Genomic DNA, 22,266 nt, shown 5'->3' with positions numbered 1-22,266 from the left:
CAGAGCTACTCGTCGGTGTCGTTCAACGGGTTCCCGCCGCTGAAGACGTACTTCGTCGGCGGGGAACCCGAGGAGATCGGCGAGTTCGCCGGCCGGCACGTGCTCGCGGAGTTCTCGGGCGTGGCGGCCGAGCTGCTCGACGACGTCGAATTCCTGTGCGAGAGCTTGGAATGCGCGCTGCGCAAGGCCGGCGCGACCGTGCGCGAGGTGACGTCCACGCGGTTCGACCCACAGGGAGTGACCGTGGTCGCGCTGCTGTCGGAGTCGCACGCGTCGATCCACTCCTACCCCGAGCGCGGGTCGGTGTTCGTCGACGTGTTCACCTGCGGGCGCCGCGCGGACCCTGAACTGGCCGTGCAGCTGTTGCAGGACACGCTCGGCGCGACGGCGGCCAGGACCAGCACCATCCACAGAGGACAGGACGCACGGTGAACATCACGGAATCGGTCGGCGCCGGCCTGACGCGGGTCTGGCAGGTCTCGGACGTGCTCGTCGACACCCGCACCGACTACCAGCACCTGGTGATCGGCAAGACCGCCCAGGGCATCTCGTTGTTCTGCGACGACGAGCGGCAGAGCACCGAACTGAGCCAGCTCGTCTACCACGAGGCCCTGCTCGTACCCGCGCTGCTGCTGGCCGCCGAGGTGAACCGCGTGCTGGTCGTCGGGTCGAGCGAAGGTGTGGTGTGCCGGCTCGCGGTGCAGGCGGGCGCGTCGGTCGTCGACCACGTCGACATCGACGCCCAGGCGGTGCGGCTGTGCGCGCGGCACCTGCCCTACGGCTACTCGGCGGCCGAGCTGGCCGCGGCCGAACGCGGTGACGGCGCGATCCGCGTGCACTACGCCGACGGCTGGGAGTTCATCCGCACCGCCACGGGGAAGTACGACATCGTGGTGGTCGACCTGCCCGACGAGCAGGACGGCACCGACGCGCAGCACAACCGCCTGTACGGCACGGATTTCCTGCGGCTGTGCCGAAACCTGCTCACCCCCGGCGGAGTGGTGGTGTACCAGGGTGGCTGCCCGACGCTGTGGCGCAACTCCACGCTCGTGAAGTGCTGGCAGCGGTTCACGGAGACATTCCCCGCGCCGGTCTACTTCGGCTCGGACGAACACGAGTGGGCGTTCCTCTTCGGCACGGAGCTCGACGCGCCGGTGGAGACCATGCTGCGGCGCTGGGCGAGCCTGCCCTACCGCCCGGAGACGATCGACGAGCACACCCTGCGCGGATCCACGGTGCCGCCGCTCAGTCTCCGCCACTGACCTGCCGGTGCTCCCCCGCCCGCGCGAGGATGCCCTGGGCGCGAAGGCCCACCGGCCGGTCGATCATCTGTCCCTCGTGGACGGACACGGAGCCGTCGCTCACGGCGGCGAGGATCGCCCGGGCCCAGCGAAGGTCCTCTTCGGACGGGGAGAAACCCTCGTGCACCGCGGCGATCTGACGCGGGTGCAGGCACAGTTTCGCGGAGAACCCGAGGGTGACCGCCTCCGCCAGGTCCGCCTCGAGGACGGCGCTGTCGTCGAGCGCGGTCGTCACCCCGTCGATCGGGGCCGGGCGGCCGGTGGCCGCGGCCGCGAGGACCACGGCGGAACGGGCGTACCGCAGCGCGGTGTGCGAGGTGTGGTCGACGCCCAGCTGCGCGGCGAGATCGACGCTGCCGAAAGCGGCCCGGACCACGCCGGGCACGGCGCAGACCGCGGCCGCGCCGGCGATCCCGGCCGCCGTTTCGAGCAACGGGACCAGCGCGGCGCCCGCCGGGAGCGACCGCGCGACCTCGGCCAGCCCGGCGGCGTCCTCGGCTTTGGGGACCATCACGGCCGCCGCCGCGCCGGCCGTGGCGAGGTCGTCTTCGAACCACGGCGTGCCCGGGGCGTTGATCCGCACGGCAGCCCGGTGGCCCGCTGCCAGCCACTCGTGCACGTGACCGCGGGCCGCGTCCTTGTGGCCGGCACCGACGGCGTCCTCCAGGTCCAGCACCACGACGTCGGCGCCACCGGCCTCGGCCTTGGCGAAGCGGTCCGGGCGGTGCCCGGGCACGAACAGGAAGGACCGCGCGGTCGCGATGCGCTCGTTCACCGCGAGCTCCTCAGGGTGCCGGTCGCCGTCTGCCGCCCGAACACGTCGCGCACGGAAGTGGTCTGGGAGTCCGCCCGGACGATGAGGCCCTGGTGGTCGAACAGCGGGGCGACCAGCCGGTACTCGAAGTGGGCGCCGCCGTGGCTGCCGCGGGCCCGAGCGGCCTCGGCCATGGCGAGCACCTGCAGGGGCCCGTGCGTCAGCAGGCCCGGGTAGCCCTCGACGTCACGGGCGTAGTCGCGGTCGTAGTGGATGCGGTGGGCGTTGAACGTCAACGCCGAGAAGCGGAACAGCAGGGCCGGGGTGACGGCGATCGACCACTCGTCCGGCGCGGCCGGCACCACGGGACCGTCCTCGGACGTCGTGGCACCGCCGAGCGGCCGGTAGACGATGTCCTGCTCCTCCTCGACCACGACCTGGCCGCCCTGCTCGATCCGGTGGCCCACGACGACGAAGGTCAACAGCCCGGAGCGCCCCTGCTTGTCCTGTGTGGACAGCACGGTCGAATGCCGGGTCGCGGGCTCGCCGCAGCGCAAGGTGCCCCGCGTGCGGACCCGGCCACCCGCCCACATGCGCCGCCGCCCCGGGGCCGGTGGGGCGACGACGGTGTTGCGGACCGGGTGCCCGTCGGGTCCCAGATCGGCCTGGGCCGGCCGGTCTAGCAGGTAGAGCCAGTGCCACAGCAGCGGTAGTCCCTCGCCGCCGTCCAGGTCGGGCACGGGGACGTCCAGCAGTGCGCCCAGAGCCTCGGCCGGCCCGGGCACCAGGAGTTCGGTTCGCTCGCTCATCTCACCTCGACCGGATCCGGTGCCGCGCGACGAGCTGGCGCGCGATCACCGTCCGCTGGATCTCGTTGGTGCCCTCGCCGACGATCATCAGCGGCGCGTCGCGGAAGTAGCGCTCGACGTCGAACTCGGTCGAGTAGCCGTAGCCGCCGTGGATGCGCACGGCGTCGAGGGCGACCTCCATGGCCGTTTCCGACGCGAACAGCTTCGCCATCCCCGCTTCCAGATCGGCGCGTTCGCCCGAGTCGTAGCGGCGGGCGGCGAAGTGCACGAGCTGGCGCGCGGCTTCCAGCTTGGTGGCCATGTCGGCGAGGTGGTTGCCGATGGACTGGTGCTGCCAGATCGGCCGGCCGAAGGATTCGCGCTCCTGCGCGTACCGCAGCGAATCCTCCAGTGCCGCGCGGCCGACGCCGAGCGCCCGGCAGGCGACCTGGATGCGGCCGATCTCCAGCCCCCGCATCATCTGCGCGAAGCCGGCGCCCTCGGTGCCGCCCAGCAGCCCGGACGCCGGCACGCGGAAGTCGTCGAACGCCAGCTCGCAGCTCTCCACGCCCTTGTAGCCGAGCTTGGGCAGGTCGCGCGACACGTGGAACCCGGGGCCCGGCTCGGCCAGCAGGATGCTGATTCCGCGGTGCGCCGGCTCGGCGGCGGGGTCGGTTTTGCACAGCAGCGCGACGAGGCCGGACTTGCGCGCGTTGGTGATCCACGTCTTCGAGCCGTTGACGACGTACTCGTCGCCGACGCGGCGCGCGGTCGTGCGCAGGGCCTGCAGGTCCGAGCCGCCGCCGGGTTCGGTGAGCGCCATGGTGGCGCGCAGCTCACCCGTGGCCATTCTCGGCAGGTAGGCGTCTCGTTGCTCGGGTGTCCCGTAGTCGACGAGGAGCTTCGAAACGACGGTGTGGCCGCCCATCGCGCCCGCGAGGCTCATCCAGCCGCGGGCCAGCTCCTCGGTGATCGCCGCGTAGCACCGGGCGGAGACCTGCGCCTCGCCCCAGGGCTCCGGGATCGCGAGGCCGAACACGCCCAGCGCCTTCATCTGCTCGATGAGCCGTTCGGGGTAGGCGTTGGCGTGCTCCAGCTCCTGCGCGACGGGCCGGACCTGTTTGTCGACGAACTCCGCCACCACCGAGACGATCGCCGCTTCGTCCTCCGTCAGCCCCTCCATCGGACTATCATCAAACAGAATGACCACAGGATGGAAATAACAGTTCGTGATGCCACCATCTGTGGCCGGCATGCCTCGGGAGCGCCATGGATCTCAAGCAGCTCAAAGCGCTCGTCACCGTGGCCGAGGTCGGCAGCGTGACGCGCGCCGCCGAGCTGTTGCACCTGGTGCAGCCCGCCGTGACCCGGCAGATCAGGACGCTGGAACACGAGCTGGGCGCCGCGCTGTTCGAGCGGACGCGCCGGGGCATGCGGCCGACGGAAGCGGGGGCGCGCCTCGTCGAACGGGCCCGGCGCGCGCTCACCGAGCTCGACCGGGCGCGCGCGGAACTGACACCACCGGGCGGCAGCGTGACCGGGATCGTCACCGTGGGCCTGCTCGAGAGCGCCGCGGAGCTGCTGGCCGAGCCCTTGGTGTCGACGGTGCTGCGCGAGCACCCGGGCATCGAGCTGCGGGTGCTGGCCGCCTACTCCGGCCATCTGCAGCAGTGGCTCGACGACGGTGACCTCGACCTGAGCCTGCTGTACAACCTGACCAGCACGCCGTCGTTGAACGTCACCCCGATGGCCCGCGAGCAGCTGTGGGCCGTGGCGCCGGCCGCTTCCGGGCTCCGCCCGGACCAGCCGGTGCCGCTCGCCGTCGCGGCCGGGCACCCGCTCGTCATGCCGGCTCCCGGGCACGGCCTGCACACGCTGATCACCACCACCGCGTCGAGGGCGGAGGTCGAGCTCGACGTCGCGATCCAGACGAACTCGATGCCGGTGCAGAAACAGCTCGTGCGAGCCGGGCACGGCTGGACGATCCTGCCCGCCGTCGGCATCGCCGGCGACCTCGACGCGGGAACGCTGAGCGCGGCGCCCTTGTGCAGGCCGGAGGTGTGGCGGTCGGTCGTGCTGGGGATGCCACGCAGCGGACGCACGTCGGCGGCGGCGGAGGTGGTGGCGCGCGAGCTGGTGGAGCAGGTGCGCACGGCCGTCCACAGTGGCCGGTGGCCGTCGGCTCGGCTGCCGGAGGGGCTGTGATTCGCGAGCGAAGCGGAACCGTTGCTCGGAAGAGTGCGTCGTCGTGCTCTCCGGTCGCCTGACGGTCGAGGTCGGCGACCAGGTGCACGAGCTGAAGACTCGCGACAGTTGCCACTTCGACTCGAACATCCCCCATCGCTTCCGCAACGACGGGCGGACGAGTGCGCAGTTCATGGTGAGCGTGACGCCGCCGAGCTACTGACGAGCGCTCGCACGTGATCCTCGCCCAGGACGCGGAGAAGCGCGCCCGGTCAAACCTGGAGGTCGGTGGCGCGGGGATGACGCGGTTCGTAGATTCCCACCCGGCTGCCGCCGGGGAGCCGGAAGCCGCTCAAGCGCCCCCACCGCTCGTCTTCGACCGGCGCGCAGGTGACGCCGGCGGCAGCCAGGTCGGCCAGCGTCGCGTCCAGGTCGTCGCACATGAGGTACAGCTCGTGCGAAGGCGGGCCGCCGGCAGGGTGAACGGCGAGTTCGGCGGGCGGGAGCTTGAAGATCAGCCAGCCGCCGCCCGCGTCGACGTGGGGGAAGGCGAGGACGTCGCGGAGGAAGGCGCGGTCCGCTTCGGCATCGTGACTGGAGACGATCACGTGGGCTCCGCTGATGGGCATGCGGTCACTGTCGCACACCCCCGCACCGAAGCCCGGCTCCGCGAGGAGATCAGTCCGTCAGGAAGCCCGCGATCAGCTCGTCGCCGGCGAGCACGTCGTCGCCGTAGAGGTCCTGGAGCCAGTTCGTCTGGTAGATCGTGTCGAGGTAGCGCTCACCGAGATCCGGCGCGATGGCGACGGCGGTGAGGTCACGCTCGTCGTGCTCGGGGAGCCAGCGCATGGCCCCGCTGACGACGGTTCCGGTGGAGCCACCGAAGAGGAACCCCCTGCGGGCCAGGCGATGGCAGCTGCGGATGGTGTCGGCCTCCTCGACGGAGATCACCTCGTCCACATAGGACTCGTCGAGCAGCGCCGGCCGGACGCTCGTGCCGAGGCCGGGGATCATCCGCCGGCCCGGTGCGCCGCCGAACGTCACCGAGCCGGCGCTGTCCACCGCGACGATGTGGACCGGCCGGGGCCATTCGCGGAAGAAGCGGGCGCAGCCCATGAGCGTGCCCGTGGTGCCCGCGCCGACGAACAGCACGTCGAGTTTCGGGAACTGGCGGGCGATCTCCGGCGCCGTGGTCCGGTAGTGCGCCTTCCAGTTGCCCGGGTTGGCGTACTGGTTGAGCCAGACGTAGCGGTCGTCGGAGGCACACAGCTCACGCACCAGCGCGAGCCGCGCACCCAGGAAACCGCCGTCGGCGGCCGGTTCCGCGATGATGTGCACCCGGCTGCCCAGCGCCTCCATCAGGCGCCGGCTGGCCAGGTTGCAGCGCGAGTCGGTGACGCACAGGAACCGGTAGCCCTTGCTGGCGGCGACCATGCTGAGCGCCACGCCGAGGTTGCCCGACGAGGACTCGACGAGGATCGAGCCACGCCTCAGGAGCCCCTGCCACTCGGCGGCCTCGACCATCTCGGTCGCGGCCTTGAGCTTGATCGAACCGGCGAAGTTGAACCCCTCGCACTTGAGGAAGAGCGAGTGCCCGAAAATCGACTCGAGGTCGACGTACAGCTCTTCCTCGTTGAAGTCCGTCGGATCGGATATCACGGTCACGATGACCCCCTCCCTGGTGGATCGTCAGCCGTAGCGGCGCAGTTCGTGGAAAAAGTCCGGGATGACGGTCAGTTCGCCGGCCCGGGCGATCTCGTCGTAGACGTACTTGCCGACCGCGAGGTCGAGGACCCCGAGCCCGAACGGCGAGAACACCACCGGCCGGTCGGCCGGCACCGAGACCCGTCCGGCGAGGACGTCGTCCAGCGTGCCGTCGAGGAACTCGCGCCCGCCCGTGAGCTGTTCGGCCAGGTGCGGCGACGTACCGGCCTTCAGGCAGTGCTCGACGTCGTCGACGAAGTTGGCCGTGCTCAGCAGGAGCTCCGGCGCGAGATCACGCAAGGAAACGTGCAGCACCACCGGATCGTGGTCGAACCACGACCGCTCGGACACGTGCGGCCGGCCCGCGACGGTGGCGAACACGATCAGGTCGCTCGAACGGATCAGCGACTCCGCCGACTCGTGGACCGTGATCCGCCCGCCGGTCCCCGTCCGCGTGAGGTACCCGTGGAACCCGGCGGCGCTCTCGGTCGACAGGTCGTACACCCCGAGCTCGTCGAACTCCCAGCCGGTGCCGGCCAGGAAGGTGTGGACGTAGCGCGCGATGAGCCCCGTCCCGACGAACCCGACGCGCACCGGCCGGGCCCGGCCCCGGCTCAGTGCCGCCGCGGCGCACGCGGCCAGCGCGGCGGTCCGCGTGGCGCTGATGATGGAGCTTTCCAGGCACGCGAACGGGTATCCGGTGTCGTGGTCGTTGAGGATCAGGACCGCCGACGCCCGGGGAATGCCGGACTCGATGTTCCCGGGGAAGCTCGAGATCCACTTCAGGCCGTCCACTCGCACCTGTCCGCCGATCGAGGCCGGCAGAGCGATGATCCGCGACGCCGGGCGGTCGGGGAACCGCAGGAAGTACGACGGCGGGTTCACCGTGTCGCCCTCGCTGTGCAGCCGGTAGGTGGCCTCCACCAGCTCGACGATCTCCCGCTCGCGCCCCACGAGCGTGCTCCGCACCTGGCCGCCGCCGATCACGGCGAACGGGGGCACCGCGTTCGGCCCACCGGTTCCGGCGCGGGCCGGGTTGGGTCGGATCGCGGTCATCTCGCACCCGCTTCGGCACCCGGCGCGAGACCGGCCGGGCGCACCGGGTCGGCCAGCCCGACGAGCACTTCGCGGGGCCCCTCGAAGGGCTCCCGGCTGTGCGCGGTCCGGATGTTGTCCACCAGCATCAGGTCCCCGGCCTGCCACGGCTCACGCGCGGTGTTGGCCTCGTAGACGCGGTTGAGCAGCGCCACCACGTCCTCGCCGATCGGGTCACCGCCCCCGAAGCGGGTGTTGAACGGCAGCGCGTCGGCGCCGTACACCTCGATCAGGTACTCATGGACCTCGGGATCCATCGTCCATTCGTTGAGGAACGCGACCTGGTTGAACCAGCAACGCCGGCCGGTGACCGGATGGGACACGACGGCGCTGCGCCGCTGCCGGGTGCGCAACCCGCCGTCGGGCTGCCATTCGAACTCGATCGCGTTGGCACGGCAGTAGTTCTCGATCGCCGCCGGGTCGTCGGTGCCGAACGACTCGGCGACCGTCGCGCCGATCTCGTCGTTGTAGCTGCGGGTGAGCAGCCAGCCCTCCTGCTCGAACCGGCGGACGAGGTCCGCGGGCAACGCGTCGAGCACGGTCGGCGAGTCCGACACCGCCGTGGCGCCGCCTTCGGTGGGCGCGCCGAGACAGGCGAACAGCAGCAGGCCGGGCACCTCGAGCCGGTAGCTCAGCTCGTGGTGCATGCACATCGGCTGGTTCTGCGGCCACACCGACGACGAATACACCTCGGCCGAGTAGACCTCGCGCGGCGCGAAGGCCTCGCGATCCTTCATGAGCTCGCCGGCGAGCCGCTCGAACACGGCGGCGACGTCGGCGGCGTCGCTCAGCCCGAGGCCGCGGACGAGCACGCAGCCGTGCTCGGCGACGGCAGCGCGCAGCGTGTCGCGGTGTTCACTCGCCCAGGCCGGCGCACCGGCACCCGGTTCGGCCGGCAGCAGCGGAACGCCGCCCGGGCTCGGCCGCACTTCGGCGAGCAATGCCGACGGTGAGGAAAACATGTCCTGTCCTTTCGGTTCGAGTTCACGTGACGAGCACCGGCTGGGCGGCGTGCAGCACGACCCGCGCGGTCTCGGCCGGGTTGGTGCGGGGGAAGTAGTGGCCGCCGCCGGCGATCGCCCGCACGTCGACGTGCTCGGCCAGCAGCCGCCATTCGCCGTGGCGGTCGCGGAAGTCCACGGTGATCGGGTCGTCGTCCGCGGCGACGACGGTGACGGGCGTGGTCAGCTTCGCCGCCGGCGGGTTCGCCAGCGCGGAGGCGAGGTAGCTGTGCGCCGACACGCAGTCGTGCCGGAACGCCGCGCCGACCTGCTCGGCCCGCTCCGGGTCGAGCTCGCCGAGTGCGGGGTCGCCGCTGTCCGCGGCCAGCTCCTCGGCGATCGCGGCGTTGCTCAGCCGGCCCAGCTCGCTGATCGAAGCGCGCCGTTCGTCGGCGTCGCCCAGCAGCTGCGCGCCCAGGAACAGCCGCCGTACGTCCACCCCGCGCCCGGTGAGCCGCCGGGCCGTCTCGAAGGCGAACGCGGCACCCGAGGAATGGCCCCACAACAGCACGCGCCGCGGAGCGAGGTGATCGATTTCCGCGACGACCTGGTCGACCACCCGCATCATCGGCGCGAACGCCTCGCGGTCGGCGGACAGGTCGTGCCCGGGCAGCTCCACGGCGTACACCGCGAGCCCGCTCCCCCGCAGCGCCGAGGCCAGCGGCCGGAAGTTCACCGAGTTGCCCCCGGCGTGCGGGAAGCAGACGAGCACCGCGTCCGGTTCTCCGGCCGGCTCGGTGAGCGGCTGCAGCAGCCGCCCGGCCTCGTCGTCGGCTCGTTCGTCGAGCAGCGCGGCCTGGTCGGCGAGCACCGGGTGCCGGGTGATCTCGGCGAGCGACACCGCGCGGTCCAGGGCGACGGCCAGCTTCACCGCCGAGAGCGACGTGCCGCCCCGGTCGAAGAAGTGGTCGCGCCGGCCGATCTTCTCGAGCGCGAGACCGAGCACGCCGGCCCACGCGGCCGCCAGCCGCTGCTCGGCGGGTGTCGCCGGTGCGTCGTGCTCTTCCTCGGCACCTTCGAGCTCCGCCGCCAGCGCGGTCAGCGCTTTCTTGTCGATCTTGCCGTTGGCGGTCAAGGGAAGCTGCTCCCGCCAGTGAAACGCCGACGGGACCATGTAACCGGGCAGCGAACTGCCCAGCCTGCCGTGCAACGCGTCGGCCGGCAGAGCCTCGGCGGCGGAGTAGAACGCCACCAGGTGCTTGCCCTGGCCGTCGCGCTCGGCGACCACCACGGCACCGTCGCCGACCCCGGGCACGCGCAGCAGCGCGTTCTCGACCTCGCCGACCTCGATCCGGAAGCCGGAGATCTTCACCTGGCTGTCGCGGCGGCCCAGGAACTCCAGCCGGCCCCCGGGCAGCCAGCGGCCGCGGTCCCCGCTGCGGTAGAGCCGTTCGCCCAGCCGGTGCGGATCCGGCAGGAACGCCGCGCGGGTGCGCGCGAGATCGTTGACGTACCCACGGCCGACGCACACGCCCGAGAACACGATCTCGCCGGGCGCGCCCAGCGGCACCGGCTGCAGGTGCTCGTCGACGACGTAGACGTGGACGTTGTTCACCGGCCGCCCGAGCGGGACCAGGCCGGTGTCCGGTGGCCGGTCCATGACCTCGTGGTTGGTGTCGTCGGAGGTCTCGGTGAGGCCGTAGGCGTTGACCAGCTTGACGTCCGGGTACGCGGCGAACCAGCGTTGCACCAGCTCCTTCTTCAGCGCTTCGCCGGTCGCCGACACACACCGCAGGTCCGGCAGCGGGCGCGGGTGACTCTCCACAAAGGACAGCAAGGCTTCCAGATAGGACGGGACGACCTGTGCCACCGCGACCCGGCCCTGCGCGATCCGGTCGACGAACCGCTCGGCGTCGAGGATCACCTCCTGCTCGACGATCAGCGTCCGCCCGCCGACGAGCAGCGGCGCCAGCAGCTGCCACAACGAGATGTCGAAGCACTGGGGCGCGGTCTGCGCCACGACCTGTCCCTCGGTGATCCCCAGATCGTCGATCTTGGCGTGCAAGTGGTTCAGCATCCCCGCGTGCTCGCACATCGCGCCCTTGGGCTCGCCGGTGGAGCCCGAGGTGAAGTAGATGTAGGCGAGCTGGCGCGGCGTCACGTCGATCCCGAGGTCGGTGGCGGACCGGTGCTCAGCGCAGGCCGCTTCGACGTGCAGCCGCACCGCGCCGGGCAGCAGCGCCAGCGCGTGGTCCAGCGTCCCGCTGCTGCCGCGCTCGGTCAGCACCAGCTCGCAAGCGGCCCGCCGCAGCGTCTTCGCGATCCGCTCGGGCGGGAAGTGCGGTTCGATCGGCAGGTACACCCCGCCCGCCTTGAACACCGCGAGCACCGCGGCGAGCCAGCCGAGGTTCCGCTCGGTCACCACCGCCACCACGCTTTCCCGGCGCAGGCCGCGGGCGAGCAGCGCTCGCGCCAGCCGGTTGGCCCGTTCGTTGAGCTCGCGGTAGGTCCACGCGTGCTCGCCGTGCACGGCCGCGAGCGCGTCCGGGTGCCGGCGCACCCGTTGCTCGAACAGCTCGTGCGCCCGCAGGTCGGGCAGGGGCCGCCTCGGCCCGGCGAGCCCGTCGAGCTGGAACCGCAGCTCGTCGGGTGCGAGCAGGCTCTGCGGCCCGTGCTCGGTGTCCGGGGCCGCCACCAGCCGCGCCAGCGCGGCGACGTGGTAGCCGGCGATGCGGGCCGCGGCGGCCGCGTCGAGCACGTCGGCGCGGTAGCGCACGTCGAGGCGGCGGCGACGGTTCGCGAATCCGACACGCAGCACCGCCGTCCCGGTGAGCTCACCGTCGCCGGCCGGGTCGAACACGGTCTCGGTGACCGGGCCGGGCACATCCAGGTCGCGCCGCAGCTCGTCCACCGGGAAATGCCGGTGCGCCAGCAACTGCGACTCGGCCCGGTAGGTCTCCGTCACCAGTTCCCGCCACGTCTCCGGCTCCGTCGTCAGGCGGCACGGCACGGGCGCGCCGGCCGACGCCGCATAACCGGTCACGACCTCGCGTTCACCGGTCAGCGCGGCCAGCACCCTGGCGTGCGCGGCGAGCAGCACCGCGCTGCCCGGGATCCCCAGCTCCCGCGCGAGCCGGCGCACCCCGGCCGCCACCGGGGCGGGCAGCCGCACGGTCGTCGTCCCCACCCCCGCGCCCGGACCCGACGTCCAGCGCGGCACCGTCGTGGCCCCGCCGGCCACGAGCACGTCACGCCAGAACCGGAAGTCCGCTCTCGGTAGCTCTCCCATGTGTTCCCCTCCGCTCACCGTGGCCACGGGCTCGGCCGCCACGTTCCGTCGGCGATGATCGCCTTTCCGTTGTGTCCGTCCGGGGCGCGCCGCCGCGGGCCGGGCCGCCGCTTTCCGTTGGTGACGGCGAACTGCTCGATCGGCTTGCCGTTGTGCCCTTCCCGGCGCCGGTGCCGGCCGGCCGCGACCCGTCCGTCCCCGTCATGGCCCGACCCGATCTCCCGCGCCGGGTTGCCTTCCCACCGGGAGTGCGGCGGTACGTCCTCGCCCTTCATCAGGAACGAGTCGGCCGCGAGCACCGACCCCTCGCCCATCGTGGCTCCGTAGTGCACCCACGCGCCGACCCCGACCGTGCTGCGCGCGCCGACGGTGATGCGGTCGGCCTTGAAGGCCCCGTCCTCCTGGGAGTGGCATTGCACGTGCGAGCCGACGTTGAGGGTGGCCTCGTCGCCGAACGTCACCAGCGTCTTCTCCGGCATCGCCGCGCCGTCGTCGAACACACGCCGCCCGACCTTGACGCCGAGCATCCGCCAGGCGAGGTTCTTGAACGGGGTGCCGTTGAGGGCCTGGACGTACACCGTGGACGCCGCCGCCTTCCAGAACCGCTCGTGGCGCCAGAAGCGGCGGTCGTAGATCGAGCAGTACAGCGGCCGCAGCGGGTGAATCAAGATGGACGCGCGTTCCACCAGCGTGAAGAACACGGCGCTGAACAGCAGCGCGGCGACCGAGGCCAGCGCCACCGCCGAGACCCCGAACCGCGGGTAGAGCTCCACCGAGGCCCAGCCGAGCAGCATGACCCCGAAGAAGTAGAGCCAGCGCACCAGCAGGAACATCACGGCGGTGCCGGCGTTGTGCCGGTTCTTCGCGGCCAGCCGCCGGCGGAACTCGTCGCCGGTGCGCAGGTGGTCGAACTGGTGGTCGCGGGCCACCGTGCGCGGGATCTCGAAGCTCGGCGAGCCCAGCAGCCCGACGTTCTCGCGGACGGGCCCGTCGACGGGCACCAAGACCTTGGTCGCGAGCAGGCAGTTCTCCCCCGTCCGCCCCTGGGAGGGGTAGACGATCACGTTGCCGAGGAAGTTGTGCGCGCCGATGGCCGCCCGGGAAACCTTGAAGGACGTGCTGGAGTAGTCGGCGTTGACGATCGAAAGCCCGTCCGCGACCATCGTGCCGCTGCCGACGGAGCTCTGGAACGGCGTCTCGTGCTTGACCGCCGTGCCGAAGTTCGAGCCGGTCTGCTCGACGTCGGGCATGCGGTAGCCGAGGTAACGCAGGTAGTGCACGATCGCGGAGCTGTCGCCGAAGACGGTCATGAAGAACTTGAGGTTGCTGATCAGCCGGATCGCCCGCAGGATCGAGTAACGCAAGGTGTACAGGCGGTAGACCTTGTCCGGTCTGAGCGCGAGGCTGAGCACGCGCGGGACGACGGCGATGAGAAGCAGCCCGAGCAGTGAGACGCCGAAGAAGATCACGAACGTGACCACCAGCGCGTTGCCGTAGAACGCCCAGCTCCCGAACGCGACAGTGGGGGTCTCGAGCACCGCGCCGAGCCGCGGGACCTTCGCGATGAGCAGGTCCACACCGCCGACGGCCAGCGGGAGGTACACGAGCAGCGTGGTCAGCAGCTGCGTGACGCCGTAGGAGAACCGGCGCGCCCGGCCGCAGCGCGCGGGCCCGACCCCGCGGTAGTCCGCCTCCGCGCGCAACGCCGGCGACCCGTGCCAGCGCTCACCGGCCGGCACCGCCTGCCCGGGATGCAGCGACGACACGTGCCCCAGCTGGGAGCCGTCGCCCATCGACGTGCCGATGTCGAGCACCGACAGCTCGCCCACGAACACGTCCTTGCCCAGCGTCACCGAACCGGTCTGGAGCACGCCGGCTTCGGCCCGGTAGCCGGTGAAGAACGAGTCCTTCCGGATCACCGAGCCTTCGCCGATCGTGAGCAGGTCGGTGCACACGGGCACGTTGCGCGAGAAGATCGCGACTCCCCGGCCGATCTTCGCGCCCAGCGCCTTCAGGTACAGCACGTACAGCGGCGAGCCGAGGAACAACAGCGCCACCGGATTCCGCTGCACCAACGTCTTCACGAGCCAGAAACGGAAGTAGGCAGGCGTCCACACGCGAATGCGCTGCGGCTTCCACCGGCCGATGAGCACCCACTTCGCCACGATCGGCAGCAGGCACAGCCCGATCAGGCTCGCACCGCCGAAGACCACGAGCCGCACGTAGACCTCCAGCAGGTTCGCCGAGGCGTAGACCCACGAAGCACCACGTACCACCAGGAGTGCGGCGAGATAGGAATAACCCAGGAAAGTCACGAACTGGAGCAGTCCGCAGAGGACGTACGCTCCGGTGCCGGCGCGGGGCAGGTCAGGGGCAGGCGCGGGGTCCTGTTCCCGGTCCGGTGCTTCGGTCGCCGACTCCGCCTCGTCGGGTTCGTCGTCGGTGAGCGCCGTCGCGAGGCCGCGCGCGGTCGGGTTGGCATAGACGTCCTTCATCGACACGGACGGCACGTCCGCCCGCTTGCGGACCCGCGCGCAGAAATGCGCCATCACCAGCGAGTTCACGCCCAGGTCGTCGAAGAAGTGACTTTCGGCCGACACCTGGTCGACCTTCGCCACGTCCGCGAGCACCTCGGCGTAAACACGCTCGGTGCGATCGGGAGTGATGGCATGCCTGCCACTCCCCCGTCGAGATTTCGCCCAGTCCCCCGTCAGGAATTCGTCAGATTTCCCCAGGCCCCGGGCTTGGTTCTTCCCACCTGTATTCTCCCACCTCCACGTCTCCGACCGGCCGGACGTACCGACATCGTCTCGGCGACGTTCGCCACCCACTGTAATCCCCCTCCGCGTGCCGTCGACCCCAAAACGGTCCTTACGGGCACAGTACGCCGCCTGGCTCCGACTTCGTCCGAGAACGTCTTCCGAGGTAGCGAAGATTTCAGCGGCAACCGGATGGCGCAGGCAATCCGTCGGGCAACTTCCTTGATCCACCAATAAGTTTGCACACTGTGCCGAAGTCGTCGCGTCGGGTGCAAGATCATGACCAGCCCGGCCGAGCAGCGTTTCCGACCGGGCCACCACGCCGATTCGTGATTCGTTTTTCAGGTCGTCAAGCCGATTCGATCATTCACCGTCGCGAATTTGATCTTCACTTTCCGTCACCGGCGGGTCTGCGCAAGGAACAAACGGGGGGCGAAATACTCCAACCCGCCGAAATCCCGCTATTCACGCTGTTGCACGAATGTGATCCCGAGGTCCGTCCGTCCGCCCGGAGAACCCGTTGTGTCCGCCGTGGACACTTGACGGCGAAATCAGCAGCACCACGCGCCCGGGCACCTCGCCGTGTTCCGGCCGGCGGTGCGCCTCCGCGGCGTCCGCGAGGGTGTGGTGCTCCACGCGGCGGGGGCGCAAACCGCCGGCCGCGAAGCGCGGGTTCAGGGCCGCGGCGGCCTCGGCCGGCTCCGCGGCCGTCGCGGTCGAGATGGCGAAGCCGAGGACCGAGCGGTCGTGCGTGTACAGCTCGCCGGCCGGCAGCACGGGGCGGCTGCGGGCGCCGGCGAGCAGCACGACGCGGCCGCGCCGGGCCAGGAGGCGCACCGCCGCCTCCAGGTCGTTGCGGTCCGAGGTGTCGACGATCAGCTCGCCCGGGCCGGCCCACGCGAGCTCGGCGGGCAGGCGCTCGTCGCGGTAGTCGAACGCCTCGGCCGCGCCCAGGTCACGGCAGCGGCCGAGGTCGGCGGAACACCCGGGCGCCCGCGGCGGCCGCAAGTTCGATCAGCGCGCCGCCGACGTTCCCGCCACCGCCCGCGACCAGCACCGTCTCGCCGGGCAGCACCCGGCCGAAGGTGACCAGAGCCAGGTACGCGGTGGCGGCCGGGTGCGCCATCGCGACGACGGCGAGCGGGTCGGCGCCGTCCGGCACGCGGCAGAGCCGGTCGGCGGGCACCACCGCGCGTTCGGCGGCCGCGCCCTGGCGCCCGGCGTGGCCGAGGCTGTTGCACCAGACCCACTCCCGGCCCGGAATCCGTGGGCGTCCGCGGCGACGCGGCCGACGAGGTCCCGGCCGAGGACCAGCGGCAGCGGGACTTGCGTCGCGTACAGCCGGAGCGGACGAAGGTGTCGACGGGATTCACCGACGTCGCAACGACATCACTGCGACCTCACCCGGGCCGGCGACGGGTCCGGGCAGCTCGCCGAAGCGGATCCCCACCACGCCACCGAGCCGTTCCACGTAGGCCGCACGCACGTTTCCTCCTCCTGAAGGGGGCGCGGGTCAAGACCGGCTTTCGAGCTCCACCGGTCCGGCGAAGTGGACCGCCGTGATGTCCAGCCGGTGGCGGAGGTAGAACCGGTGCGCGTGGGGGTTCGCGACGCCGGAGTCGAGCTCCAGCCGGACGCACCCGGCGCCAATGCCTTCAGCTCGCCCAGCAAGCGGGCGCCGACCCCCTGCGACCGCGCGGCCTCGCCGGTGACCAGGTCGTCGATGAACAGGACGCAGCCCCGGCTGGTGACGAGCGTGCGGTACCCGGCCGCGGCCGGCGGCTGCCCGGCCGGTGAACAGGCGATCAGGTACCGCAGGCCCTGGTCGTGTCCTTCGGTCACCAGTTCTTCGAACAGCTCGCCGGACAACGCCGGCCGCAGCAGCGGCAGCAGGTCCTCCGTCACCCGCGGATCGTCGGCCGGTCCCAGCTCCGGAAGACCAGCTCGGCTTCGCCCATCGACCTGCACTCCTCGCTCTTCCAGCCCACCCGGCGCCCGAGTGGGGACGTCGCCGCCTCCGCGGGGCCCGGCCCGGCGCGGACGCGGCGACGAGCCGCCGAACCCGATCAGTCCCGGCCCGCGAGCGCGAGCTTGCTCGCCAGCAGTGCCGGGCCGGTGAACATGACCTCGTGGGAACCTTCGAGCGTCACCAGCCGGAAGGTGCCGAGCCGGCGGGCGTTGGCCAGGTAGCCGTGCTCGGGGTCGCCCGGCGGGAGCGCCGAATCCTCGCCGCACAAGACATAGCTGCGGGGCACGCCGGTCAACGCGTAGAACTTCGTGAGGTCCAGCTTCTCCACCGTCGGACCGAGCGGTTCCGGGTGAGCATCCCGTAGGTCTCCCGGGCCCGCGTCAGGTCGGCGTCGCCGATGAACGCGTCGCGCCAGACCTCGAACGGCAGCATCACCGTGTTGTCCCCCGACCGCGCGGCCAGGACCGGGAACAGCTCTCGGTAGACGGGCGGGGCGTTGTCCAGCACGCTCGTCCCGTTGGCGGGGACGAAGGCGTTCAGGAACACCAGCCGCCGCACCCGATCGGGCCAGCGCTCGACGACGCGGGCGATGACGCTCCCGCCCCAGCCGTGTCCGACGAGGACGAAGCCGGCGAGGTCGTGCCGCTCGACGTAGTCGGTGATCGAGGCCACGCAGTCGTCATGGGTCACCTCCCGAGACGCTCCGGCGCCGCGGCCGGCGACGGTCGGGCTGTGCACCTCGTGCCCGAGCCCCGCGAGGTGCTCGGCCACATCGGCCCAGGCCGACCCGTCGTGCCACGAACCGTGCACGAGAACGAAAACCGACACTCCGGCTCCTTCAGCGGAATGGGCGGCTACACGCCGGCTTCGGACGGGGCTTCGGCGAGGCCGTAGTTGCGCAACCAGCCCTTGCGGACGTCGGCCTCCGGCACGTGGTCCACCGTGTACGCGGGCGACAGGAGCTCGGCGGCCTCGCTGACCGCGATCTTCACGGCGTGGTTGGTCGGCTGGCTGTCACTGTGCTTCGACACCAGCCACGCGCGGATCCACTCGAAATCCGGATGTCCCGCGTCGAGGACCTCGGCGGTGCCGCGGAAGCGGAAACCCTTGCGGGCGATGAAGTCCACCACGTTGACCTCGATCGCCAGCTGGTGGCGCAGGTTCTCCACGGTCTGCAGCGAGGCGATGTCCATGAAGATCAGGTGGTCGGGGTCGAGCACGCGCACCGAACCCTTGGGCGAGACGTTGGGAGTCCCGTCAGGACGGACGGTCGCGACGAACATCAGTTTCGCTTCTTCGATGACGTCGGTCATTTCTTGGCTGATCGCGGGCACGGAAACACCTCATTACGCGTCTTTTCGAGCTGCCCGACGAGTTCGTCGGCCGCCTGCCGCCACGCTAAGGGATGTCTCGTAACCCGGTGTCGGGCTGGCTGGTCCGATAGTTGATCATGTTTGTTGTGGTGCAGGTGATCACAGCGTCGCGGCCGGAGTGGATCGCCCCGTTCACCGGGTTGGAGCCGGGTCAGTTCCGCAAACTGGTGCGGCTGGTCGCGAAGCGCGGCGGAGACGAGATCGCGGACGGCCGCCCTGGTCGGCAGTGGGCGTTGCCGCTGGCAGACCGGGTGCTGCTGGTCGCGACGTACTGGCGGACGAACCTGACGATGCGCCAGATCGGACCGCTGTTCGGGGTGTCGCATTCCGCAGCCCACCGGGTGATCGACACCATCGGACCGCTGCTCGCGCTGGCCCCGGTCCGCACGCGCCGGATCGACTCGGTCGCGATCGTGGACGGCACCCTGGTGCCCACGCGGGATCACCGGCTGGCGGCACCGTCGAAGAACTACCGGTACTCGGGCGTTCGTGCAGATCGCGATCGACGCCGACACCCGGCTGGTGATCGCCACCGGCGACGCACATCCCGGCAACCGCAACGACTGCACCGTCTACCGCGACTCCGGAATCGAGCAGGAACTGGAAGGGCGCCCGGTGATGGCCGACGGCGGCTACCAAGGCAACCCGACCGTGATCATGCCCTACCGCAAACCCCGCGATGGCCATGATCTGCCCGACTGGCAAGAAAACCTCAACGCCGGCCACCGCAAAATCCGCGCCCGCGTCGAACACGCGCTGGCCCGGATGAAGTGCTGGAAAATCCTGCGCGACTACCGCCGCGCCGCCAACACGCTCAACGACACCGTGTCCGGAATCGCCCACCTGCACAACATCATCCTCACCGACTAATCCACAACACCAACCCCACCAACCACAACACCAGTTACGAGACATCCCTTAGCCGGATTCCGGTGCCCGCCCCTGGTCCACTTCCCCACCGTCCGGGTGGACCGGGTCGGCGCGCATCCGTTCTGCACACAGGAAATCCGCGTCACGGCCGAGGGCTACGGATGCAGCGTCCCGGGTCACCACTACCTGGATCCGATAAATCCAGGATGTCCACTGTCCAGGCGTGCCGAACCTTCTCCCAGCCCGGCGGCGAGCTCCCGTGCGATGTCGGCGGCCGCGGCGGTGAGGTGCGCGACCCACTCGGGACGGCGCTCGCGCCGGTACCGGGCGGTGGGCATGGCGATCGAGATCGCCGCCGGGATCGAGCCCGGGAAACCTGCGACCGGGCACCCGAGGGCCGTCAGCCCGATCTCGGTGAGCTGGTCGTTGAGCGCGAAGCCCTGGCGCCGCACCTTCTTCAGGTCCCGCACCAGCGTTTCGACGTCGACGTCCGTCCCGGCGTACCGGGCGCGGACGTCCTCCGGGTCGAGCGCCGCCAGCACCACCCGGCCACCCGACGCGAGGTGGGCGGGGAGCATCCGCCCGGCCCGGTCCCCGACGCGCAGGACCTGGTTGCACTCGGCCGTCGCGACGAACCGCGCCTGGTCGCCGACCACGACGATCAGGTTGCTGCTCTCCCGGGTCCGCTCGGTCAGGTTCTGCAGGTGCGGCACCGCGATCCGGCGGAGGTGGTCGACGGGTTCGATCACCGTCGGCCGCCTCAGCACGGGACCCGCGACGTAACGCCGATCCTCGTCCTGCTCGGCGAAGTCCCGGTAGACCAGCATGGCCAGCAACCGGTGCGCGGTCGAGCGGGCGACGCCGAGCCGTTCGGCCGCCTCCGTCAGCCGCAGGGGACCCTCCTGCTGCAGGATCGTGGCGAGGTGCAGCGCGTGGTCGACGGAGTCGATCCCGTAGGCCGGCTTGTTCTTCAGCTCAGAACTATAGGCACCGCACAGCAGAACTTATCCAGCGTTGCCCGCATGACAGCGAAGGCGGAACACCGGCCGCTCTCCCCGGACGAGCCGCCCGGCGCGGCCGACGTCTCGACGATCCCCACCCTGCACCCGGGCGACGACATCACCGGCGGCACGCCGGTCCCGTTCGCCCACCCCGCCCGGCTGGCCGTGAGGAGCCGACGATGACCGAGTCGACCGTGACCGCCGCCCCCGACGTCGACGCCGTTGTCCTCGGGGGCGGTATCGGCGGGCTCGGCACCGCGCTGGCGCCGGCCCGCTCGGGGCGCGCGGTGCGGGTCCTGGAGCAGGCGGCGGAGTTCGGCGAGGTCGGGGCCGGCCTGCAGCTGGCCCCGAACGCGACGCGCGTCCTGCGAGGCTGGGACCTGCTCGACGAAGTCGTCGAACACGGCGTCCGCCCGCGGCGGCTCGTCCTGCGCGACGCTCTCGACGGCAGCGAGCTCACCCACCTCGACCTCGCCGACGCCGAACGCCGCTACGGCGCGCCCTACGTCGTGATCCACCGCAGCGACCTGCACGCCATCCTCGTGCGGGCCTGCCGCGACGCGGGCGCCGACCTCGTCACCGGCGCGACCGTCACCGAGGTGGAGAACGGCCCGGACTCCGCGACCGCCGTCGGCGACCACCGCCGCGACACGGGTCGCGTCGTGATCGCGGCCGACGGCCTCCGGTCCGGCCTGCGCCGCCGGCTCAGCTCCGACGAACCCGTCGGCTCCGCCTACGTCGCCTACCGCGGCGCCGTCGCGCTCGCGGACCTCCCGGACACCGGCGGCCTCGCCCTCGAGGACGTGACCGTCCACGTGGGACCGGGATGCCACCTCGTCCAATATCCCTTGCGCCGCGTCGAAATGCTCAACACCGTCGCCGTGTTCCGCTCCCCCGGAGCCCTCGCCGGCGAGGAGGAGTGGGGCACGCCCGACGAGCTCGACGCGGCGTTCGCCGCCACGTGCGAACCGGTCCGCGCCGGCCTGCCGCACCTGTGGCGGGACCGCTGGTGGCACATGGCCGACCGCGAACCGATCCCCACCTGGGTCGACGGCCGCCTCACCCCCACCGGCGACGCCGCCCATCCCATGCTCCAGTACCTCGCCCAGGGTGCCTGCCAGGCGTTCGAGGACGCCGCGGTTCTCGTCGAGCAAGCCGAAAAGCACGACACCGGTTCCGGCACGGATTGGGACCCGGCCTTGCGGGACTACGCCGCGGCCCGCACCGTGCGCACGGCTCGCGTCCAGCGCACCGCGCGCGACTGGGGCGATCTCTGGCACTGCGCCGGCCTCTTCCGCGCCACCCGCAACGCCCTGCTGCGCGACCGGGCCGCGGACGACTACCGGTACGTGGACTGGTTGTACGGACACCGGCACGTAGGTGATCCGCGGTCACCAAGATCAGCGAAGACGGTGCGCCCGACGAGATCCGGGGCGAGGCACGGGAGATCTGGCCGGAGCAGGAGGTCGCCGACCTGGTGATGGCGATCGTCATGATCAACGCTCTCAACCACATCGCGATCAGCACCCGCCGGGCCCCGACGCCGGACCCGTGAGCGCGGCCACCACGACGCTCCGGGCGGGCCGCCGGAGGCGCTGATTCCCCCACCGGGCCAGGGCAGACGGGCACCGGCAGTGCCGGCGCGGTTTCGAAGAGCACCGGCCGATGCTGCTCGGCGCCGCCTACCGGATCCTCGGCAGCCTCGACGACGCCGAGGACGTCGTCCAGGAGGCCTGGTTGCGGTGGGCCGAGGTCGACGACACGACTGTCGAGGCACCGCCCACGCCCGGCAGCTACACCGGCGTGGCGCCACGCACCCGGCGACCGGCCGCGACCGCTTCTCCTGCGACCCGGACGCGCACCGCACAATCGTGGACCGCCGCCCGTAGCGGCGACTGGGCCGCCCTGCAGGCCTGCTCGCCCGGGACGTCACCCTCTGAGGCGACGGCGGCGGCAGGGGCCGCGCGACCCTACGGCCGGTGTTCGGGGCCGCGAAGGTCGGCCGGTTCATCCCCAGGCACGCCGGGAAGTGTTCCGAGGTAGAGTTCCGCACCGCCGAGGTCCACGGCGAAGCCGCGCTGGTCCTCCGGCTCGGCTCGACCGGGCACGTCTGCTCGTTCGAGATCGCCGGCAGCCTCGCCGCAGGAGTCCAGTGGATGTCCAACCCGGACAAACTCGGCCGGTTCACACCGGCCGGGTGATCCGGCGCGCCCGGTTCCGAGGACGCGACCGGCCACT

At 71.4% G+C, this 22,266-nt stretch carries 23 protein-coding genes and 2 pseudogenes; 9 read left to right on the top strand and 16 right to left on the bottom strand.

Annotated features, from left to right (window positions below; all coding sequences use genetic code 11):
* Positions 1-39: 39 nt before the first annotated feature.
* A complete protein-coding gene (speD, locus tag AB0K15_RS39575) occupies positions 40-432 on the top strand; it encodes an adenosylmethionine decarboxylase (protein ID WP_364063112.1) in 393 nt (130 codons plus the stop codon).
* Positions 429-1,262 carry a spermidine synthase gene (locus AB0K15_RS39570; protein WP_364063010.1) on the top strand — a complete coding sequence of 278 codons (834 nt, stop codon included), beginning with the start codon at positions 429-431 and terminating at the stop codon, positions 1,260-1,262. The genes speD and AB0K15_RS39570 overlap by 4 nt, the downstream gene beginning before the upstream one ends.
* Here AB0K15_RS39570 and AB0K15_RS39565 read toward each other — a convergent pair.
* The 3 genes from AB0K15_RS39565 to AB0K15_RS39555 are packed head-to-tail and all read right to left on the bottom strand — an operon-like array spanning position 1,246 to position 4,026.
* Entirely contained in the window at positions 1,246-2,076 is an 831-nt protein-coding gene (locus AB0K15_RS39565; protein ID WP_364063007.1) for a CoA ester lyase, read from the bottom strand. The two genes, AB0K15_RS39570 and AB0K15_RS39565, sit on opposite strands and share 17 nt — an antisense overlap.
* The gene (locus AB0K15_RS39560) at positions 2,073-2,864 is read right to left on the bottom strand and encodes a MaoC family dehydratase N-terminal domain-containing protein (RefSeq protein ID WP_364063004.1); all 792 of its coding nucleotides are present in this window, start codon (positions 2,862-2,864) and stop codon (positions 2,073-2,075) included. The genes AB0K15_RS39565 and AB0K15_RS39560 overlap by 4 nt, the downstream gene beginning before the upstream one ends.
* Position 2,865: 1 nt before the next feature.
* A complete protein-coding gene (locus AB0K15_RS39555; RefSeq protein ID WP_364063001.1) occupies positions 2,866-4,026 on the bottom strand; it encodes an acyl-CoA dehydrogenase family protein in 1,161 nt (386 codons plus the stop codon).
* Between the two features lie 86 nt (positions 4,027-4,112).
* Between AB0K15_RS39555 and AB0K15_RS39550 the strand changes: the two genes are divergently transcribed.
* Together AB0K15_RS39550 and AB0K15_RS39545 are read left to right on the top strand one after the other, a co-directional pair.
* On the top strand, positions 4,113-5,048 hold the full coding sequence (locus tag AB0K15_RS39550; protein WP_364062998.1) for a LysR family transcriptional regulator: 936 nt from the start codon (positions 4,113-4,115) through the stop codon (positions 5,046-5,048).
* Entirely contained in the window at positions 5,008-5,250 is a 243-nt protein-coding gene (locus tag AB0K15_RS39545; RefSeq protein WP_364062996.1) for a cupin domain-containing protein, read from the top strand. The genes AB0K15_RS39550 and AB0K15_RS39545 overlap by 41 nt, the downstream gene beginning before the upstream one ends.
* A gap of 49 nt (positions 5,251-5,299) precedes the next feature.
* On the opposite strand, the gene AB0K15_RS39540 is transcribed toward AB0K15_RS39545, so the two are convergent.
* From AB0K15_RS39540 to AB0K15_RS39485, 12 genes are all read right to left on the bottom strand, one after another.
* Positions 5,300-5,656: an extradiol dioxygenase gene (locus tag AB0K15_RS39540; RefSeq protein ID WP_364062993.1), complete on the bottom strand. Its 357-nt coding sequence runs from the start codon at positions 5,654-5,656 to the stop codon at positions 5,300-5,302.
* 49 nt (positions 5,657-5,705) lie between these two features.
* Entirely contained in the window at positions 5,706-6,692 is a 987-nt protein-coding gene (sbnA, locus tag AB0K15_RS39535) for a 2,3-diaminopropionate biosynthesis protein SbnA (protein WP_364062990.1), read from the bottom strand.
* A gap of 24 nt (positions 6,693-6,716) precedes the next feature.
* Entirely contained in the window at positions 6,717-7,787 is a 1,071-nt protein-coding gene (gene sbnB / locus AB0K15_RS39530) for a 2,3-diaminopropionate biosynthesis protein SbnB (RefSeq protein ID WP_364062987.1), read from the bottom strand.
* Positions 7,784-8,788: a TauD/TfdA family dioxygenase gene (locus AB0K15_RS39525; protein ID WP_364062984.1), complete on the bottom strand. Its 1,005-nt coding sequence runs from the start codon at positions 8,786-8,788 to the stop codon at positions 7,784-7,786. Before AB0K15_RS39525 ends, sbnB begins: the two co-directional genes overlap by 4 nt.
* A gap of 22 nt (positions 8,789-8,810) precedes the next feature.
* Positions 8,811-12,056: an amino acid adenylation domain-containing protein gene (locus AB0K15_RS39520; RefSeq protein WP_364062981.1), complete on the bottom strand. Its 3,246-nt coding sequence runs from the start codon at positions 12,054-12,056 to the stop codon at positions 8,811-8,813.
* A 14-nt stretch (positions 12,057-12,070) separates the two neighbouring features.
* Positions 12,071-14,722, bottom strand: a complete 2,652-nt coding sequence (locus AB0K15_RS39515) for a Pls/PosA family non-ribosomal peptide synthetase (protein WP_364063109.1) — start codon at positions 14,720-14,722, stop codon at positions 12,071-12,073.
* A gap of 558 nt (positions 14,723-15,280) precedes the next feature.
* A complete protein-coding gene (locus tag AB0K15_RS39510; protein ID WP_364062978.1) occupies positions 15,281-15,823 on the bottom strand; it encodes a zinc-binding dehydrogenase in 543 nt (180 codons plus the stop codon).
* A complete protein-coding gene (locus AB0K15_RS39505; protein WP_364062975.1) occupies positions 15,771-16,001 on the bottom strand; it encodes a hypothetical protein in 231 nt (76 codons plus the stop codon). The genes AB0K15_RS39510 and AB0K15_RS39505 overlap by 53 nt, the downstream gene beginning before the upstream one ends.
* A gap of 203 nt (positions 16,002-16,204) precedes the next feature.
* On the bottom strand, positions 16,205-16,720 hold the full coding sequence (locus AB0K15_RS39500; protein ID WP_364062972.1) for a hypothetical protein: 516 nt from the start codon (positions 16,718-16,720) through the stop codon (positions 16,205-16,207).
* A gap of 161 nt (positions 16,721-16,881) precedes the next feature.
* On the bottom strand, positions 16,882-17,112 hold the full coding sequence (locus AB0K15_RS39495; RefSeq protein WP_364062969.1) for a hypothetical protein: 231 nt from the start codon (positions 17,110-17,112) through the stop codon (positions 16,882-16,884).
* On the bottom strand, positions 17,076-17,612 hold the full coding sequence (locus AB0K15_RS39490; protein WP_364062966.1) for an alpha/beta fold hydrolase: 537 nt from the start codon (positions 17,610-17,612) through the stop codon (positions 17,076-17,078). The genes AB0K15_RS39495 and AB0K15_RS39490 overlap by 37 nt, the downstream gene beginning before the upstream one ends.
* Positions 17,613-17,638: 26 nt before the next feature.
* Positions 17,639-18,118, bottom strand: a complete 480-nt coding sequence (locus AB0K15_RS39485; RefSeq protein WP_364062963.1) for a pyridoxamine 5'-phosphate oxidase family protein — start codon at positions 18,116-18,118, stop codon at positions 17,639-17,641.
* A gap of 128 nt (positions 18,119-18,246) precedes the next feature.
* Here AB0K15_RS39485 and AB0K15_RS39480 point away from each other — a divergent pair.
* A pseudogene (locus AB0K15_RS39480) lies at positions 18,247-19,027 on the top strand (transposase family protein).
* A 182-nt stretch (positions 19,028-19,209) separates the two neighbouring features.
* Here AB0K15_RS39480 and AB0K15_RS39475 read toward each other — a convergent pair.
* Positions 19,210-19,941 (bottom strand): IclR family transcriptional regulator, encoded by a 732-nt coding sequence (locus AB0K15_RS39475; RefSeq protein ID WP_364063106.1) that lies wholly within the window; start codon positions 19,939-19,941, stop codon positions 19,210-19,212.
* A gap of 108 nt (positions 19,942-20,049) precedes the next feature.
* Here AB0K15_RS39475 and AB0K15_RS39470 point away from each other — a divergent pair, with 108 nt between their 5' ends.
* The 4 genes and pseudogenes from AB0K15_RS39470 (at position 20,050) to AB0K15_RS39455 (ending at position 22,229) form a co-directional block, all read left to right on the top strand.
* The gene (locus tag AB0K15_RS39470; protein ID WP_364062960.1) at positions 20,050-20,211 is read left to right on the top strand and encodes a hypothetical protein; all 162 of its coding nucleotides are present in this window, start codon (positions 20,050-20,052) and stop codon (positions 20,209-20,211) included.
* Complete coding sequence (locus tag AB0K15_RS39465; RefSeq protein WP_364062957.1) at positions 20,208-21,509, top strand: FAD-dependent monooxygenase; 1,302 nt, start codon at positions 20,208-20,210, stop codon at positions 21,507-21,509. The genes AB0K15_RS39470 and AB0K15_RS39465 overlap by 4 nt, the downstream gene beginning before the upstream one ends.
* A gap of 178 nt (positions 21,510-21,687) precedes the next feature.
* Positions 21,688-22,071 (top strand): annotated as a pseudogene (locus AB0K15_RS39460) (sigma factor); the annotation flags it as partial.
* The gene (locus AB0K15_RS39455; RefSeq protein ID WP_364062954.1) at positions 22,008-22,229 is read left to right on the top strand and encodes a hypothetical protein; all 222 of its coding nucleotides are present in this window, start codon (positions 22,008-22,010) and stop codon (positions 22,227-22,229) included. The pseudogene AB0K15_RS39460 and the gene AB0K15_RS39455, both read left to right, overlap by 64 nt.
* Positions 22,230-22,266 lie beyond the last annotated feature (37 nt).

The organism is Amycolatopsis sp. NPDC049253 (assembly GCF_040678995.1).
Classification (GTDB): domain Bacteria; phylum Actinomycetota; class Actinomycetes; order Mycobacteriales; family Pseudonocardiaceae; genus Amycolatopsis.
This window is presented reverse-complemented; position numbering and strand designations above follow the sequence as displayed.

Coding starts and splice junctions, on each gene's coding strand:
- AB0K15_RS39560 (WP_364063004.1), bottom strand. CDS start 2,864: ATGAGCGAGCGAACCGAACTCCTGGTGCCCGGGCCGGCCGAGGCTCTG.
- AB0K15_RS39555 (WP_364063001.1), bottom strand. CDS start 4,026: ATGGAGGGGCTGACGGAGGACGAAGCGGCGATCGTCTCGGTGGTGGCG.
- AB0K15_RS39550 (WP_364062998.1), top strand. CDS start 4,113: ATGGATCTCAAGCAGCTCAAAGCGCTCGTCACCGTGGCCGAGGTCGGC.
- AB0K15_RS39540 (WP_364062993.1), bottom strand. CDS start 5,656: ATGCCCATCAGCGGAGCCCACGTGATCGTCTCCAGTCACGATGCCGAA.
- sbnB (WP_364062987.1), bottom strand. CDS start 7,787: ATGACCGCGATCCGACCCAACCCGGCCCGCGCCGGAACCGGTGGGCCG.
- AB0K15_RS39525 (WP_364062984.1), bottom strand. CDS start 8,788: ATGTTTTCCTCACCGTCGGCATTGCTCGCCGAAGTGCGGCCGAGCCCG.
- AB0K15_RS39520 (WP_364062981.1), bottom strand. CDS start 12,056: ATGGGAGAGCTACCGAGAGCGGACTTCCGGTTCTGGCGTGACGTGCTC.
- AB0K15_RS39470 (WP_364062960.1), top strand. CDS start 20,050: ATGACAGCGAAGGCGGAACACCGGCCGCTCTCCCCGGACGAGCCGCCC.
- AB0K15_RS39465 (WP_364062957.1), top strand. CDS start 20,208: ATGACCGAGTCGACCGTGACCGCCGCCCCCGACGTCGACGCCGTTGTC.